The following is a 15,771-nucleotide window of genomic DNA, read 5'->3' as shown; positions in this document are numbered from 1 at the left end:
GCTCAGGCGAGATGATATTTTTTCTTGAAGCTCCGGTGCGTCCAGTAGAAAGCGATGGCCAGAGGAACGCAGGAGCCGATCCAGGCCATCGGGTTGGCGAGGCAGGCGCCAAGGTAGCCGAGCCAGCCGCAGAGGAAGAGCGCTGCTGCCGTGCGCATCAAGAGCTCCATGATGCCCGCGATCGTCGGCACGACGCTCTGGCCGAGTCCCTGCAGCGTGTAGCGGAAGATGAAGAGGAAGGAGAGGATCCAGTAGCACGAGCCGTTGACAATCAGGTACTCGTGGCCGAAGTCGATGACCTGCTGCGCCCCATCACCGACAAAGAGGTGCATGAGCGAAGGGCCGAAGAAGATGAGCCCCGCGCCGGCAAGCACGGCAAACGTCACGGACATGTAGCAGCACTTGCGCACCCCCTCGCCGATGCGCTCGAACTTGCGCGCGCCGTAGTTCTGTGCCGTGTAGGCCGACATCGCGATGCCGAACGACATCATCGGCATCATCGCGATGGACTCGATCTTCTGGGCTGCTGCATAGGCCGCAACGGCCGTAGGGCCGAGGTCATTGAGCGCAACCTGCAGGATGACAGCGCCAATCGCGATGATGCTCGACTGGAAACCCATCGGCAGGGCGATGCGCAGGTGTTCCCAGTAGAGCTTGAAGTCCGGACACCAGTCCTTCCGGTGCGTGCGCAGCGCAGGCACCTTGCGCAGGATGAAGAAGAGGCAGAGCAGGTTGCCGCAGACCTGCGAGGCGAGTGTCGCCAGAGCAGCGCCCGGGATGCCCCAGCCGAAGACGAGGATCGCGATCGGCTCGAAGATGATGTTGAGCGTAAGCCCGCAGGCGAGCAGCACGGTCGGCGTCTTGCTGTCGCCGAGCGCGCGGATGAGATTCGTCTGCGTCTGGTAGAATACGAAGAGGCCGATGCCTGCGTAGACGAGGCTGATGAAGGAATAGGCCCCGTCGAGGATCTCCGCCGGCGTCTGCATCCAGACTAGGAGCTGGCGGCAGAGCAGCACGCCGACGGTCGTCAGGACGATTGAGGCCAGGAGAGAGAGCACGGCACAGGCCGCCGCGCTCTTGCGCACACCCTCCTCGTCGCGCGCGCCGAAGCGCTGGCCCGTGTAGATGGAGAGCCCTGTCGAGAAGCCTATGACGAAGCCGAGCATCAAAAACATCAGGGCGCCCGTGCAGCCGACGGCCGCCAGGGCATTGACGCCGAGGAAGCGGCCGACGATCAAGGTGTCGACAAAGGCGTAGAGCTGCTGGAAGATATTGCCCGCAATCAGCGGCATGGTGAAGAAGAAAATCAGCTTGGCCGGCGATCCTTCTGTCAAGTTCTTTGTCATTCGATATACCTCGTCACAAAGGTGCGCAGTGTCTCCTGCAGCACCGTCACATTGTCTAGGAGTGCCTCTGTCTGCGGGCGCAGCTTCGTGTAGTGGAATACAGGATGGTGCGCGACCAGGTAGTCTGTCGGGAACGGCTCGACGGCCACGCCCTGCTTCTGGAAGTTGAGCACCGAGCGCTTCATGTGGAAGGCGCTCGTCACGAGTATCGGGTGCGAGAGGCCGTTCTCGCGCAGGATCTCAGCTGAGAAGCGGGCATTCTGACTCGTGTTGATGCTCTTCGTCTCCGTCAGTATCTTCTCCTCCGGCACGCCGAGGCTCATGAGCACGCGCTTGGCGATCTTCGCCTCCGCGCCCGTGTCCTCGTAGACCTGGCCGCCCGACAGCAGGATCGGCACGCCGAGCTGACGCTGCAGGCGCACGGCCGTCAAGAGGCGGCTCGCAGGGCTTGCGCAGAGCGTCCCCGTGCCGTCGACATCCGGCGTGTCGCTGTAGGCGCCGCCGCCGAGCATGATGATGACATCGCCCGACGCCTGCTCCGGCGGCTGGTAAGCAGATTCCAGCCAGCCCATCGTCTTCTCGGCAACGAAGCCCGTGCAGAGCAGGTAGAAGGCAAAGGTCAGGCCAAACAGGATTGCTGCCGCTTTTTTCTCGCCGCGCTTCTTCAAGAGCCACCAGGACAAGACAAAGAGCGCCAGGATGAAAATGCCAGGCGGCAGTACCCAGCTGGCCCCGAATTTCAAGAGATAAACCATATCGCATCCTCCAAAAAAATAAAGCGCAAATCCCATCTTCATAGAGGAATCCCCGCATTTATCTAGAATCTATAAATTGTATATCCATTGTAACAAACTTGCCGCCCTGCGGCAAGGCTCGAACAGCGAAAAGGAGATTTTACCATGGCATTCATTGAACCAGCACCGGGACAGGCAGAAAAAGGCATTGGCACGATCACGATCGTCAAACTCCTGACACCTAAAGAACTCGACGGCAAGTGCGACATGTACGCAAAGGTCATTGTGCCGCCACTCTGCGGCATCGGCGTCCACCAGCACGTCGGCAACACGGAGACGTATCACATCCTCTCCGGCCATGCGCTCTACAACGACAACGGCAAGGAAGTCGAGATTGGTGCCGGTGCGACGACGTTCTGCCCGGACGGCGAGCAGCACGGCATCAAGAACACATCCAAGACAGAAGATCTCGTCTTCATGGCGCTGATCATCCGCAAATGATCGCCTCTATACAGCAAAAATGCGATCCAGCAGAGCTGGACCGCATTTTTTATGTCGTAAAATCAGTTGTTGTGCGAAACCATGTCCTCATTGCGCAACTTGCCTTCCTTGGCGCGCTGTGCGAATTCAGCCGTCGCCGTGAAGAGCACGTCCGTCGAGCTGTTGAGGGCCGTCTCACAGGCATCCTGGATGACGCCGATGATGAAGCCGACGCCGACGACCTGCATGGCGATGTCATTGCCGATGCCGAACGATGCACAGGCGACAGGGATCAGCAGCAGGGAGCCGCCAGCCACACCCGAGGCGCCGCAGGCACCGACAGTCGAGACGAGGCAGAGAAGGAGTGCCGTCGGCAGGTCGACGCTGATGCCGAGCGTGTGCGCTGCGGCGAGCGAGAGAACGGCAATCGTGATGGCCGCGCCGCTCATGTTGATCGTCGCGCCGAGCGGGATGGAGATCGAGTACGTGTCCTCATCGAGGCCGAGGCGCTCGCAGAGTGCGAGATTGACCGGAATGTTGGCCGCAGAGCTTCTCGTGAAGAAGGCGTAGAGGCCGCTCTCCTTGAGCGTCGTCCAGACGAGCGGATACGGATTGCGGTGAATGTGCAGGTAGACGATCAGCGGATTCATGACCAGTGCGACCGTGAAGAACGCCGCGAGCAGGACGCCGAGGATCTGGACGTAGCCGAGCAGTGCACCGAGACCATTCGTGCCGATGGCGTTGGCAACGAGGCCCATGATGCCGAACGGTGCAAAGCGGATGACCCACTGCACGATCTTCGTGACCGTCTTCGCGAAGTCGTTGAGCATGTTCTTCGTCGTGTCACTGGCCGCATGGAGCGCGATGCCAGCCAGGCAGGCCCAGCCGAGGATGCCGATGTAGTTGGCATTGGCCAGCGCGTGGATCGGGTTGTCGACGACCGAGAGGATCAGGTTGTGCAGGACCTCGACGATGCCGGACGGTGGCGCGAGCTGCGCATCGGCAACCTGCAGGTGCAGGACCGTCGGGAACGCAAACGAGTATGCGACGGCAACAAGTGAGGCGCAGAACGTCGCGAAGACGTAGAGACGCACGATTGGCTTCATCGAAGCGCTGGCATCCGAATTCTTCTGAGCCAGAGCATTCATGACGAGCACGAAGACGAGGACCGGTGCGATGCCCTTGAGGGCACGGACGAAAAGATCGCCGAGCACCGAGACGGCCGGCACGGCCTGCGGGGCTGCCAGCGCGATGATGATGCCGAGGATAAGGCCGACGATGATCAGCTTAATCAGTGCAGTCTCCCGGTATTTCTTACCAATCTTATGAAACATATGAATCCCCCTTGATTGCAATTGACGCAGTGAAACGAAATACGTTTCTCTCAAAAGTACATGTGTTAGTATACACTAAACAGTAGCAGGATGCAATACTTTTTCCTGTAATTTGTGTTTTATACGCGTACTCTGTATCCCAGGAAAATAAAAAGCGTGTACACCTCGCCGAGATGTACACGCTCAGAGGACAAATCCTGTAATGCAATGCTCCATTCATTTCATTCTGCGCGGGCTTCCTGCTGCTCCCTCAGGCTCTCGAGCTCGATGAGATAGCGCCCGACGGCATCCTGCCAGCGCGGCAGCAGCGAAAACCCTGCCTCCGTCAAGCTCCTCTTGCTCATGCGGGAGTTATGCGGCCGTACAGCGCGTGTCGGATAGGCAGATGACGGCACGGGCTCGACGACAACCGGCATGCCGGCCTGGCGGAAGACCTCTGCCGCCAGCTCGGCCCACGAGCAGAAGCCCTCGTTCGTCGCATGGTAGACGCCATAGCGCTCCGTCTGGATCATGTCGGCTAGCAGCACCGCGAGGTCGCGCGTGTATGTCGGCGAGCCGACCTGGTCATCGACGACCGTGAGCTTTGCATGGGACTGGCCGAGGCGCAGCATCGTGCGGATGAAGTTCTTGCCGTTGATGCCGAAGACCCACGAGATGCGCACGATGAAGCAGCGCCGGAGTATCGAGCTGACGGCCTCCTCGCCCATGAGCTTCGACTTCCCGTAGACATTCGTCGGCCCCTTTGGCGCGTCCGTCTCATATGGCTCCGTGCCGTCTCCCGGGAAGACGTAGTCCGTGCTGATGTAGACCATCTTCGCGTGGAACTCGCGGCAGAGCTTGGCAAGGTTCGCCGTGCCCGCTGCATTGACAGCCATGCAGGCCGCCTCATCATCCTCCGCCCGGTCCACTGCCGTGTAGGCCGCACAGTGGATGACGCATGTCGGCTTGTAGATGGCCATATAGCGGCGCATCGCCTCCACATCCGTCAGGGGGAATTCCCGGCTCGACACGCCCTGCACTTCAATGCCTCTATCCTTCAGCTCCAGGACACAATCGTGCCCGAGCTGTCCCGTTACACCCGTGACAAGTACCCTCATCCTCATGAACGCTCCTTCCATTCTTCCAATCTCTCATTCTTTCTTTACAATCCCAGATGCCCAGATGGTTTCTTACCCTATTCTTTCCAGAGCGGCTGACTTCCTGCTTCAATTGCACAAAAGTACACAAATTTTCAACTCTCGTCGTTTGAGACTCTTTTTTTGTAGAGCCTAAGAGGAAAACGGTAAAAACGCGACGAATAGATAAGAGATAACGAGAGGGATGGCGAAATATCCCGTTCCTCATGCGAGAAGCTTTCAGAAAGAAGGGAGTCTATTTATGGATCCAGCAGTATTGACCCTGATTGTCCTCGGGGTAGCAGCCTTTTTCTTCGTGACCGAGCTCATCCCGCTCGCCGTCACAGCAATGGGCGCCTCAATCGCCCTCGGCCTGCTCGGCGTGCTAACGCCGAAACAGGTATTCTCCGGCCTGTCGAATTCCACCGTCGTACTCTTCGCCGGCATGTTCGTCATCGGCGCCGCGATGTTCCAGACGGGCCTCGCCCAGCGCATCGGTATCACCGTCGTCCATGCCGCAGGCACGGGCGAGAAGCGCCTGATGGCCGCCATCATGATTGTCACGATCATCCTGTCCTCTGTCTCGTCGAACACCGCGACCGTCGCCTGCCTGCTGCCGGTCGTCGTGCAGATCTGCGCCGTCGCGCGCCTCGCCGTCTCGCCGCAGCTCATGGCCCTGGCCGTCGCGGCCAATGTTGGCGGCACCGTCACGATGATCGGCACGCCGCCGAACATCCTCATGAGCGCAACGCTCTCCGCCAGCGGCCTGCAGCCCTTCGGCTTCTTTGAATTCGCCTGGATCGGCATCCCGCTCTCGATCGCCGGCGTCATCTACATGCTGACGATTGGCAGGCGGCTCTGCCCGCACGGCCATATCGACAGCAACCTCAGCGACCTGACGTCTGACCTGCCGAAGGATACGCGCAAGATGGCCATCTGTGCCATCATCCTCATCCTCGTCGTCGTCGCCATGGCACTCTCGAAGACGATCAACGTGCCGATGCAGACGGCCGCCATCATCGGCGCACTCGCCTGCGTCATCACGGGCTGCCTCAGCGAGAAGCAGGCATACGGCGGCATCGACTGGACGACCATCTTCCTGTTCGCCGGCATGCTGCCGCTCGCAGAGGCCATGGACAAGACGGGAGCCGGTGCGATGATCGCCAACGGCGTCGTCGGCATCATCGGCAGCAACGCCTCCCCGCTCATCATCGTCATGGCGCTGTTCCTTCTGTCCTGCGGCCTCACGCAGTTCATGTCGAACACGGCCGCCGCAGCGCTGCTCGCCCCGATCGGCATCTCGATTGCCCAGTCGATCGGCGTCTCGCCGTTCCCCGTGCTCATGGCCATCGGCATCGCCGCATCCTGTGCCTTCACGACGCCGGTCGCCACGCCGCCGAACACACTTATCCTCGGCCCTGGCAAGTTCCACTTCATGGACTATGTCAAGGTCGGCCTGCCGCTCGTCCTCGTCTCGATGATTGTCTGCACGGTCATCATCCCGCTCGTCTGGCCGTTCTGATGCCGGATGTGCACTACCAGCCGAAACAATTCCACAAAAAGTGAGGTACTTATATGGACAGAGAAGAATTACTGAGCACGCTCAAGAAGCTCGATGAAGAAGTATTTGCCGAATTCCAGGACGAGATCGAGGAGCAGCGCTTCACGATGTCCCTGATCCCGACCGTCAATGCCGAATCACCGTTTGCCGCCTACCTCGAAGGCAGCATCCTCGCCAACGTCAGCACGGATTACCACGGCATCAGCCGCACTGGGCGCTTTGAGCGCATGGCGGTCGAGCGCGCGCTCAAGTGCTTCCATGCGGAACACGCCATCGTACGCCTCGACAGCATCAGCGCCGCCTCGCGCGTCGTCTTCAAGGCGCTCTTGAAATCCGGCAATCCCGTCCTCTCCTTCAATGGCCGCAAACAGGAGCTCTGCCACGGCCTCTCCTACCGCTTCTCCATCTTCGGAGCAGACTGGGAGAACCGCGACATCGACTGGAAGGAACTCGACGAGCAGATTGCACGCCACCAGCCCAAGATCGTGATTTTCTCGCCGACGAGTTTCCCGTTCGCCATCGACACGAAGCGCCTCGCGAAAGTCACGCACGAGGCCGGCGCGCTGCTCTGGGTCGACATCGGCCAGAACGTCGGCCTCGTTGCCGCAGGCCTCATGCCGTCGCCCGTCGCTGACGCCGACATCGTGACCTTCCCGACGAATGACTCGCTGCAGGGCCCTGAAGGCGCCATCATCCTCTGCAAGAAAGATCTGGCCGAGACGATTGAGCGCTCCGTCATCGACAACGGTCATTCCGCCCTGCACAAGAACCGCCTCGCAGCCCTCGCCGTCTCGTTGCGCGAGGCTTCCGAGCCGTCCTTCCGCCTCTACGGGCAGCAGGTCATCGCCAATGCGCGTGCCCTAAGCAAAGCCCTGCAAGAGAACGGCATCCCCATCTGGGGCGACGGCACAGACTGCCACCTCGTCGTCGCGGCATTGCCCCCAGATGCTGACCCGCAGAAGACCGAGCAGAAGCTGCACCGCGCGGGCTTCATGATCAAGACGGCACGCCTGCCGGATGCAGAGCGCAGGCCCGCACACCCCGTACTGCGCCTCTCCAGCCTCAATCCGACGACGCGTTCCCTGAAGGAAAAGGACATGGAGAAGATTGGCCAGCTCCTCGCCGCCGCCCTCAATGTGGATGATCCAGCCGCACTCGAGGTCATCCGCAAGAAGGTCAGCTCCCTGCTCATGGACAAGCCGATTTACTCGGAGGAGTGGGTCGAGAGCATCGCCAACCCCGACATCTTCTTCAACGGAGCCGACGAGATCAGCGTCCGCCACATCGCCTCGAATGAGAAGAAGCACCTCTTCGGGCGCTTGTTCCACTGACAAAGAATCCATACACTGCATGAAAAGAGCGGCCATGGGAAAATTCCCATGGCCGCTTCCTTATGCCTGTTATCCTTCTTTATCGCTTGTATCTCTTTCGTCATCCTCTGCCAGTGGGATGGTCAGGATGAATTTCGTGCCCTTGTCAAGCTCGCTCTCGACGGCAATCTCGATCTCGTGCTGCTCGGCAATCCAGCTCGCGATGGAGAGGCCGAGGCCTGTTCCGCCGATGCTGCCGGCCTTCTTCGTGCGCGCGCTGTCCGCGCGGTAGAAGCGCTCGAAAATCTTGTCCTTGTCCTCCTGCGCGATGCCGATGCCATCATCGGCAAACGTCAGCTCCATGCAGCCCTTCTCTGGCAGGCGGCGAGACGAAACCGCGATATGGCCGCCTGCCGGCGTGTACTTGACCGCGTTCTCGAGAAAGATGCGCATCATCTGGCGCATCGTGGCCGGGTCCGCGTAGATGATGCCCGGCTCATTGACCGCAATCTGCACAGTGTGCTCCTTGGCAACGAGCTTCATCTTGCGGACGGCGTCGTCGACGAGCTCATCGAGGTGAACGAAGTCCTTGTGCAGGATCTGGCGCTTCTGGTCGGCGCGCGCGAGGAACAGCAGCTTCTCGATGAGGTCCTGCATATCCTCAGCCTCCGAGCGGATCGAAGTGATGCCCTCCTCGAGGATCTTCGCATCGGAGCGGCCCCAGCGCGCGAGCAGGTCGGAGTAGCCGAGAATGACCGTCACCGGTGTCCGGAGCTCATGTGAGGCATCCGAGACGAAGTGCTGCTGCTGATTGAAGCCGCGCTCCAAGCGGTCGAGCATGTGGTTGAACGTCAGGGCGAGCTCTGACAGCTCGTCCTGCGCCGGCGGCACCTCGATGCGCTTGTCCATGCGCTCCACCTCGATCTTGCGCGCCGTCTGCGTGAGGTTCCGGATGGGCTGGAGTATCCTGTTGCTCAGGAAATATCCCGCGAGAAGCGCGACGAGCGTGCCCGCGATCGTGATGAGGAACAGCAGGCGCTGGAGTTCCATGAGGAAGTTCTTCTCCGCCGTAATCGTGCGGAAGAAGTGGATCTGATAAATCTGCCCGTGATCGGCTACATCCATTGACGTATAGTACATCATGAAGCGCTTGAACTCGACGACCTCCATGTCCTTGGCCGCCCAGAACGGGGGGTTCTTCACGCGATAAGCCTCTACGACCTCAAGAGAAGGATAGTGCGAGTCGTTCTCGTAGATGACACTGCCCGTCAGGTCCGTCACGCGCATCACGACACCGGGCGGGACGAGATCGCCGCGTTTCAGGAATGCCTGCAGGCTGCGCGACGAGGACAGCCCCTTCTGCACGTTCTGCATCGCGATGTGGATTTCCGTCTCCGCTTCATGGTAGAACGAGAAGTAGATGCCGAGGCCCATGATGGCGCTCGTGAGGAGCAGCACGACGAGCAGGATGGCCGCATAGAGGCAGGTGATCTTCGTCGAGATCTTCATGCGCCAGAGCGGGCTCCTGCAGTAGAGGCGCTGCCAGAAGCCCTTACTCCTTGACCGCATAGCCTACGCCTCGGACCGTGTAGATGTACTTCTCATGGAAGTGGTCGTCGAGCTTGGCGCGCAGGTAGCGGATGTAGACATCGACGACATTCGTGTCGCCGCTGTAATCGTAGCCCCAGACTTTCTCGAGGATCTGGTCGCGCGTGAGGACCGTGCGCTTATTGCGCATCATGTACTCGAGCAGCGAGTACTCCTTCTTCGTCAGGTGGACCGTCTCGCCGTCGACCTCGACCTCATAGCGCTTCGGGTACATGACGAGATTCTTGACCTGCAGGCGCTCCTCGAGCGGCACGCCATTGTCCGGCACGTGCTTGCGCAGCGCATTGCGGATGCGGGCCATGAGCTCCTCGATGGCAAACGGCTTCGTCATGTAGTCGTCAGCACCGATGTCGAGGCCGGCCACCTTGTCCTCGACCTCGTCTTTGGCCGTCAGCATGATGATCGGCAGAGACGAGACCTCGCGCACGCGCTTGCAGATGGTCAGGCCATCCATGCCCGGCAGCATGACATCGAGCAGCACAAGGTCGAAGTTGCCCTGCATGATGCGCTCATAGGCGCGCGTGCCGTTCTCCTCGATCTCCGTCTCAAAGCCCTCGTGCTCGAGCTCGATTTGCAGGAAGCGCGCGATGCGGTGCTCGTCCTCGACAATGAAGATGCGTACTGGTTTGCTCGGCTGATTTGCCTGATCCATGTGATCCCCTCCATATCCAGATGATATCCAATGACAAACGGAAGATAAGAAAAAAAGAGATATATTTTTTAATATATCTCTACTATATAGCAGCTCCCTGGAAAAAGAAAGGGATTCCTGCCGAATTAATTCGATTCTAATTGCTTTCACACCGTCTCTTCATCGCTGTGCTGCGCCCTCTCGCCGAGGAACATCTCGCGGAAGAGCTTGATGAAGTGCTCGCTCGACGAAGAGAGCGTGCGGTTCTTGAGCCAGGCGATGACCGTGTGCGTGCTCATCTCCGGCGAGACGAGCTTCTTGTAATGGAGATTGCCGTCCGTCAGCAAGGTGCGCGATGAGACGGGCAGGATGGCCGCGCCCATGCCGCGCTTGACGAGCAGGAGGTCCTGCACGATGCTGTCCGAGACGCAGAGGATGTGCGGGTCGAAGCCGAGCTTGCGGCAGTTCGCGATGAAGAGGCTCTGCCAGCGCAGCGGGATGATGATCGGCGTGTCGCGCAGCTCCTCCATGCGGACTTCGCTGTCGGACGCACCGATGACCTGGTCCTTATTCATGACGACGACGAGCGGCTCATTCGGCAGCACGATCGACTCGTAGACCTTGGAGTCCACCTGCGTGCGCGTGATGGCGATCTCGATGACGCGGTTGTCGAGCAGCTCCAGGATGCGCGCGCCCTCGGCCTCCCAGATCTGATACGTGACCTGCGGGTAGCGGCGGTGGAACTCGGAGATGAGCTCCGGCAACAGCAGTGCGCCCGACGTCGTGATTGTCCCGAGCTGGATCGAGCCGGCGATGCCGGAGCCGATCTCCGTGATCTCGCGCACCGTCCCGTCGACCATGCCGAGGATGTGCTCGACGCGCGAGTAGAGCACGCGCCCCGCATCCGTCAGGCGGATGCGCCGGCTACCGCGCTCGAAGAGCTGCACGCCGAGCGAAGTCTCCAGCCGCTTCATCTGGCGCGAGAGCGCCGGCTGCGCAATGTCGAGGCGCTGTGCCGCATGACTGATGTTGCCCTCTTCCACGATGGCATAGAATGCCCGCATATCCTTGATTTCCATAGTGATCTCTCTTTCCGGCCGGAGCCGCCTATAGCAAATATTCATACGTCCTATATCTCTTTCTTGCTATTATACTTTTTCTCACAAAAATAGGCAAATCTTTTTCCCAAAAATCATAGGTAGAAAGAGTTTATCTTCTCCCATATTTCTGTCAATTCACTCTTGTGCTTTTTCGTCCTCATGTTATAATATAATATCATTGGTATAGATAATCATCACGATATCGGTGGACGATAAAAAGGAGTTTTTCATATGACCAGAATCAAAGACGCACTCGATGCAGTTGCCGCGGCGATCATCGCCCAGAAAGATTACCTGACGGATCTCGACCGCCAGATCGCCGATGGCGACCACGGCATCAACATGGCCCGCGGCTTCCAGGCCGCGCTCGATGCCGTCGAGGAGATGGACGACACGACGAAGCCGGGCCCCGTCCTCTACACGATTGGCAAGGCATTCATCCGCAACGTCGGCGGCGCCGCCGGCCCACTCTACGGCACGGGATTCGTCAGAGCCTCCGAGGTCTGCGACGAGGACACGAAACTCAGCGTCGCCTCCTTCGAAAAGCTACTCGGCGCGGCTATTGCCGGCATCGAGAAGCGCGGCCATGCCCAGAAAGGCGACAAGACCATGCTCGACGTGCTGATTCCCATCCACGAGTGCTTCCTGCCAGAACATGCTGAGGGCAAGACGCTCTTCGAGGTCCTCCAAGAGGCCTCGCATGCCGCCAAAGAGGGTGTGGACTTCACGAAGACCATTGCCGCGCGCCGCGGCCGCGCAAGCCTCGTCGGCGAGCGCAGCATCGGCCATGAGGACCCGGGCGCTGTGAGCTCCATGCTCATGTACCGCGCACTCTACAACTTCCTGCGGAAGTGAACCGATAAAAATCGCTGAACCAGTCAGGCAAGGGCTCCATCCCTTGCCTTTTCTTGTCTCATAAGCTGTTCTGTAGTATACTTTTTAAAGATATCCCGCAATGCACACATCGTATACATAAAGAGGAGGAATTCCATTGACTAAGCAGACTGTCCGCACGCGTTTTGCGCCGAGCCCGACGGGCTACATGCATATCGGCAACCTGCGCACGGCCCTTTACGGCTATCTTTACGCAAAATCCCAGCAGGGCCAGTTCATCCTGCGCATCGAGGATACGGATCGCACGCGCTACGTCGCCGACGCCGTCGACTTCATCAACCGCACGCTCGAGATGGCGCACATCGTCCCGGACGAGAGCCCATCCCTCGGCGGCCCGTATGGCCCGTACGTCCAGAGCGAGCGCATGGATCTCTACAAGCAGTACGCCGAGGAGCTCGTCAAGACGGGCCACGCCTACTACTGCTTCTGTGACCCGGACGAAGATCACTCGGCCGGCCAGTTCGGCGGCTATGACCGCACCTGCCGCAACCTCTCGCCGGAGGTCATCGAAGAGCACCTCAAGAACGGCGATCCCTATGTCATCCGCCAGAAGATGCCGCTCACGGGCGAGACGACGTTCTTCGATGTGCTCCACGGCAACATCACGATCAAGAACGAAGAGCTCGAGGACCAGGTACTCCTTAAGCGTGACGGCATGCCGACCTACAACTTCGCCAACGTCATCGACGACCATCTCATGCACATCACGCACATCATGCGCGGTGCGGAGTTCATCACCTCGACGCCGAAGTACATCCTGCTCTATGAGTCGTTCGGCTGGGATGTCCCTACCTTCATCCACCTCGCCCCTGTCATGGGCAAGAACGAGGACGGCTCCATCTCGAAGCTCTCGAAGCGCCACGGTGCCACGAGTTTCGATGACCTCGTCAAGGCCGGCTACCTGCCCGACGCCATCGTCAACTACGTCGCGCTGCTCGGCTGGAACCCGAAGACGACGAACCAGGAGATTTTCTCGATGGATGAGCTCATCGCGCACTTCAGCCTCGAAGGCCTCTCGAAGTCCCCGGCTGTCTTTGACTACGACAAACTCGGCTGGATCAACGGCGAATACCTCAAAGCCATGAGCGATGAGGACTTCGCCAAGATGGCGCGCCCGTTCGCCGGCGACCTGCCCGACTACCTCGAGAAGAACTGGGCGCATCTCGCCGCACTGCTCAAGACGCGCATCCAGCGCCTCGGCGACCTGCCGCAGGAGATTGCCTTCCTCTGCGAGCAGCCGGCCTTCGATGCAGAGCTCTACGTCAACAAGCGCAACAAGGTCACGCCGGAGAAGGCCGCTGAACTGCTGCCGGGCATGATGGCCCTCTTAGAGGACGTGCCGGAGTCCGAATGGAGCAACGATGCACTCTACGAGAAGCTCAACGCCTACATCGAAGAGAAGGAAATCAAGAAGGGCCTCGCCATGTGGGTCCTGCGCATCGCCGCAGCAGGCCAGAAAGTCACGCCAGGCGGCGCCACGGAAATCCTCTCTCTGCTCGGCAAAAAAATTTCTTTGGATCGCCTCAAAAAAAGTCTTGCCAAACTGCAGGAAGTGTAATATAATAAATCAAGTCAGTTACGTGGCACCTTCGTCAAGCGGTTAAGACACCGGCCTCTCACGCCGGGTTCATGGGTTCGAATCCCATAGGTGTCACCACGGCGCCTTCGTCAAGCGGTTAAGACACCGGCCTCTCACGCCGGGTTCATGGGTTCGAATCCCATAGGCGTCACCATCGGCACCTTCGTCAAGCGGTTAAGACACCGGCCTCTCACGCCGGGTTCATGGGTTCGAATCCCATAGGTGTCACCATTGTATATCACAGCCAGGATGCAGTTGCTCCTGGCTTTTTTGCTTCTCTCAAAGCGCGCTCAGACAAACATCAGAAATCAGAAAGGATGATTCTCTTGCTATTCGCCTCCATGCTCGCCCTCGGCGCATTGATCGGCTTTGTCGGGGCCGGCGGCGCCGGCGTCACGATTGCCCTGTTGACCGTCGGCTTCCACGTGCCCATCCACACAGCGCTCGCCGTGGCCCTCGCCTCGATGGTCTTCACGATGCTGTCCGGCACGATCAGCCATTTCCGCCAGCACGAGGTGCTTGTCAAGACGGGTGCCATCATGGGCGCAGGCGGCATCGCCGGTGCCTATCTCGGCGCCAACTTCTCCAACATCGTGCCGTCCGCCATCCTCAGCGCAATCACAGGCATCATGCTCGCCTCGAGCGCTTTGACACTCTACATCAAGATGTACCAGGCCGAATGGCTCGGCCGCCACATCAAGATCCGTCAGGAGCCTCTGACGGGGCGCAAGCTCTGGATCTACGGCATCGCCATCGGCCTCTTCATGGGCTTCCTCTCCGGTGCCTTCGGCATCGGCGCGGCGGCCTACATCCAGCTCGCCCTCATGGTCGTCTTCGGCGTGCCGCTATTGCAGACCATCGGCACCTGCATGATGGTCATCCTGCCCATCTCGGCAGCAGGCGGCCTGAGCTACCTCTTCAACGGTCGGCTCGACTTCCCGATTTTCATCCAAACGCTCGTCGGCCTCATGATCGGCGCCTGGTTCGGTGCGAAGATGACGCACCTCGCTCCGCTCCCCCTGCTTCGCGTCTTCATCGTCGGCATGCCGGCCGTCGGCGGCCTCGTCATGATCCTGTTCCACTGATCCACAAGACAACAAAAAAGCCATCCGCACGCTGTCGCGGATGGCTTTTCCTGTTCTCTGTCATTTCCTATCTTCACTGCACTTCAACATGTTCCTGCTGCAGCAGCGCGTAGAGCGCGCCGAGCATGCCGGCATCGTTGCCGAGTACGGCGAAGGCGAGGCGTGTCTTTACGCGCATGGCAGGCATGACGAGCTGCTCGAGGCGCCGCTCGAGCAGCGGCCCGAGAACCTCGCTCTGCGCCATGACACCGCCGCCGAGCACGATGACCTCTGGATTGAGCAGGCAGCAGACGGCCGCTAGGCCCTCGCCGAGGTTGTCAGCCAGTCCTTGGATGGCCGCCAATGCCTCCTCGTCGCCTTCGCGCGCCCAGTCGAAGACCGTCTCGCCCGTGAGCTCTGAGGGGCTCATGTTGTGTGAGAAGGCAGCCTCGCGGATCATGGCGCGCGTCGAGGCGACGTCCTCCAAGATGCGCTTCTCATTGTGCAGGCGCAGATAGCCGATCTCGCCGGCGCTGAAGCTCGCACCATGCCAGATGCAGCCCTGCTGCACGAAGCAGCCGCCGAGGTTCGTGCCGACCGTGATCATGAAGGCAGAGGATGCGCCGCGGGCCGCACCGCGCCATACTTCGCCGAGCGCCGCAGCATTGACGTCGTTCTCGACGAGCACGGGCAGCTGCATCGTCTCGCGCACAATGCGGCCGAGCTTCGTGCCGCTGTAGCCGGGGAACGTCGTCTCACCGGCAAAGACGATCTCGCCGTCCTCGCCCGGCCGCACGATGCCAGCCGTATCGATGGCGATGCCCGCAAGCTCATGGCGCGCTGCCATGTCCTTGACGATGGCGAGGACCGCATCGGGGATGCTCACGGCCCCCGCTCTGGTCGGGCGGGAAGCTTTCTCGAGGAACTGGCCCTCCTCTGTTGCACAGCCGTACTTGATGGCCGTGCCGCCGATATCGATGACAGCATATGCACGCATAACATCCTCTCCTCTCTC

14 protein-coding genes and 3 tRNA genes are annotated in these 15,771 nt (G+C 59.9%); 9 read left to right on the top strand and 8 right to left on the bottom strand.

The window, feature by feature from the left end; genetic code table 11:
- Nucleotides 1–2: 2 nt before the first annotated feature.
- Nucleotides 3–1,346 carry an MATE family efflux transporter gene (locus QDI87_RS09265; RefSeq protein WP_036376247.1) on the bottom strand — a complete coding sequence of 448 codons (1,344 nt, stop codon included), beginning with the start codon at nucleotides 1,344–1,346 and terminating at the stop codon, nucleotides 3–5.
- Nucleotides 1,343–2,101: a YdcF family protein gene (locus QDI87_RS09260; protein WP_036376244.1), complete on the bottom strand. Its 759-nt coding sequence runs from the start codon at nucleotides 2,099–2,101 to the stop codon at nucleotides 1,343–1,345. Before QDI87_RS09260 ends, QDI87_RS09265 begins: the two co-directional genes overlap by 4 nt.
- Nucleotides 2,102–2,245: 144 nt before the next feature.
- Here QDI87_RS09260 and QDI87_RS09255 point away from each other — a divergent pair, with 144 nt between their 5' ends.
- The gene (locus QDI87_RS09255) at nucleotides 2,246–2,581 is read left to right on the top strand and encodes a cupin domain-containing protein (protein ID WP_036376241.1); all 336 of its coding nucleotides are present in this window, start codon (nucleotides 2,246–2,248) and stop codon (nucleotides 2,579–2,581) included.
- A 62-nt stretch (nucleotides 2,582–2,643) separates the two neighbouring features.
- On the opposite strand, the gene sstT is transcribed toward QDI87_RS09255, so the two are convergent.
- On the bottom strand, nucleotides 2,644–3,894 hold the full coding sequence (gene sstT, locus QDI87_RS09250; protein WP_036376237.1) for a serine/threonine transporter SstT: 1,251 nt from the start codon (nucleotides 3,892–3,894) through the stop codon (nucleotides 2,644–2,646).
- 221 nt (nucleotides 3,895–4,115) lie between these two features.
- Nucleotides 4,116–4,991, bottom strand: a complete 876-nt coding sequence (gene rfbD, locus QDI87_RS09245; protein ID WP_036376380.1) for a dTDP-4-dehydrorhamnose reductase — start codon at nucleotides 4,989–4,991, stop codon at nucleotides 4,116–4,118.
- A gap of 280 nt (nucleotides 4,992–5,271) precedes the next feature.
- On the opposite strand from rfbD, the gene QDI87_RS09240 reads away from it, so the two are divergent.
- On the top strand, nucleotides 5,272–6,531 hold the full coding sequence (locus tag QDI87_RS09240) for an SLC13 family permease (RefSeq protein ID WP_036376234.1): 1,260 nt from the start codon (nucleotides 5,272–5,274) through the stop codon (nucleotides 6,529–6,531).
- A 53-nt stretch (nucleotides 6,532–6,584) separates the two neighbouring features.
- Nucleotides 6,585–7,901 carry a hypothetical protein gene (locus QDI87_RS09235; protein ID WP_036376231.1) on the top strand — a complete coding sequence of 439 codons (1,317 nt, stop codon included), beginning with the start codon at nucleotides 6,585–6,587 and terminating at the stop codon, nucleotides 7,899–7,901.
- Nucleotides 7,902–7,970: 69 nt separating this feature from the next.
- Here QDI87_RS09235 and QDI87_RS09230 read toward each other — a convergent pair whose 3' ends face one another.
- The 3 genes from QDI87_RS09230 to QDI87_RS09220 form a co-directional block, all read right to left on the bottom strand.
- The gene (locus tag QDI87_RS09230) at nucleotides 7,971–9,389 is read right to left on the bottom strand and encodes a sensor histidine kinase (RefSeq protein WP_278743382.1); all 1,419 of its coding nucleotides are present in this window, start codon (nucleotides 9,387–9,389) and stop codon (nucleotides 7,971–7,973) included.
- A 43-nt stretch (nucleotides 9,390–9,432) separates the two neighbouring features.
- Nucleotides 9,433–10,140 (bottom strand): response regulator transcription factor, encoded by a 708-nt coding sequence (locus tag QDI87_RS09225; protein WP_278743082.1) that lies wholly within the window; start codon nucleotides 10,138–10,140, stop codon nucleotides 9,433–9,435.
- 146 nt (nucleotides 10,141–10,286) lie between these two features.
- Nucleotides 10,287–11,198, bottom strand: coding sequence for a LysR family transcriptional regulator (locus tag QDI87_RS09220; RefSeq protein ID WP_278743080.1), 912 nt, complete (start codon nucleotides 11,196–11,198; stop codon nucleotides 10,287–10,289).
- Between the two features lie 252 nt (nucleotides 11,199–11,450).
- Here QDI87_RS09220 and dhaL point away from each other — a divergent pair, with 252 nt between their 5' ends.
- The 6 genes from dhaL to QDI87_RS09190 all read left to right on the top strand — a co-directional run bounded on the left by dhaL (nucleotide 11,451) and on the right by QDI87_RS09190 (nucleotide 14,777).
- Complete coding sequence (gene dhaL, locus QDI87_RS09215; RefSeq protein WP_270528514.1) at nucleotides 11,451–12,074, top strand: dihydroxyacetone kinase subunit DhaL; 624 nt, start codon at nucleotides 11,451–11,453, stop codon at nucleotides 12,072–12,074.
- A 136-nt stretch (nucleotides 12,075–12,210) separates the two neighbouring features.
- Nucleotides 12,211–13,671, top strand: coding sequence for a glutamate--tRNA ligase (gltX, locus tag QDI87_RS09210; protein ID WP_226867651.1), 1,461 nt, complete (start codon nucleotides 12,211–12,213; stop codon nucleotides 13,669–13,671).
- A gap of 24 nt (nucleotides 13,672–13,695) precedes the next feature.
- Nucleotides 13,696–13,770 (top strand) — tRNA-Glu (locus QDI87_RS09205).
- A gap of 1 nt (nucleotide 13,771) precedes the next feature.
- A tRNA-Glu gene (locus QDI87_RS09200) sits at nucleotides 13,772–13,846 on the top strand.
- 2 nt (nucleotides 13,847–13,848) lie between these two features.
- A tRNA-Glu gene (locus QDI87_RS09195) sits at nucleotides 13,849–13,923 on the top strand.
- Between the two features lie 95 nt (nucleotides 13,924–14,018).
- Nucleotides 14,019–14,777 carry a sulfite exporter TauE/SafE family protein gene (locus QDI87_RS09190; protein WP_278743381.1) on the top strand — a complete coding sequence of 253 codons (759 nt, stop codon included), beginning with the start codon at nucleotides 14,019–14,021 and terminating at the stop codon, nucleotides 14,775–14,777.
- 73 nt (nucleotides 14,778–14,850) lie between these two features.
- On the opposite strand, the gene QDI87_RS09185 is transcribed toward QDI87_RS09190, so the two are convergent.
- On the bottom strand, nucleotides 14,851–15,753 hold the full coding sequence (locus QDI87_RS09185) for an ROK family protein (protein ID WP_278743076.1): 903 nt from the start codon (nucleotides 15,751–15,753) through the stop codon (nucleotides 14,851–14,853).
- Nucleotides 15,754–15,771: the final 18 nt, after the last annotated feature.

It is taken from the genome of Mitsuokella jalaludinii (assembly GCF_928722185.1).
Lineage (GTDB): Bacteria > Bacillota > Negativicutes > Selenomonadales > Selenomonadaceae > Mitsuokella > Mitsuokella jalaludinii.
The sequence above is the reverse complement of the archived record's forward strand: the minus strand, read 5'-3'. Positions and strand labels throughout refer to the sequence as shown.

Bases quoted from the DNA above. Each gene is read 5' to 3' on its own strand.
- QDI87_RS09255 (WP_036376241.1), top strand. From the start codon at position 2,246: ATGGCATTCATTGAACCAGCACCGGGACAGGCAGAAAAAGGCATTGGC.
- QDI87_RS09260 (WP_036376244.1), bottom strand. From the start codon at position 2,101: ATGGTTTATCTCTTGAAATTCGGGGCCAGCTGGGTACTGCCGCCTGGC.
- dhaL (WP_270528514.1), top strand. From the start codon at position 11,451: ATGACCAGAATCAAAGACGCACTCGATGCAGTTGCCGCGGCGATCATC.
- QDI87_RS09240 (WP_036376234.1), top strand. From the start codon at position 5,272: ATGGATCCAGCAGTATTGACCCTGATTGTCCTCGGGGTAGCAGCCTTT.
- QDI87_RS09225 (WP_278743082.1), bottom strand. From the start codon at position 10,140: ATGGATCAGGCAAATCAGCCGAGCAAACCAGTACGCATCTTCATTGTC.
- QDI87_RS09235 (WP_036376231.1), top strand. From the start codon at position 6,585: ATGGACAGAGAAGAATTACTGAGCACGCTCAAGAAGCTCGATGAAGAA.
- QDI87_RS09265 (WP_036376247.1), bottom strand. From the start codon at position 1,346: ATGACAAAGAACTTGACAGAAGGATCGCCGGCCAAGCTGATTTTCTTC.
- QDI87_RS09230 (WP_278743382.1), bottom strand. From the start codon at position 9,389: ATGAAGATCTCGACGAAGATCACCTGCCTCTATGCGGCCATCCTGCTC.
- QDI87_RS09220 (WP_278743080.1), bottom strand. From the start codon at position 11,198: ATGGAAATCAAGGATATGCGGGCATTCTATGCCATCGTGGAAGAGGGC.
- QDI87_RS09185 (WP_278743076.1), bottom strand. From the start codon at position 15,753: ATGCGTGCATATGCTGTCATCGATATCGGCGGCACGGCCATCAAGTAC.
- sstT (WP_036376237.1), bottom strand. From the start codon at position 3,894: ATGTTTCATAAGATTGGTAAGAAATACCGGGAGACTGCACTGATTAAG.
- rfbD (WP_036376380.1), bottom strand. From the start codon at position 4,991: ATGAGGGTACTTGTCACGGGTGTAACGGGACAGCTCGGGCACGATTGT.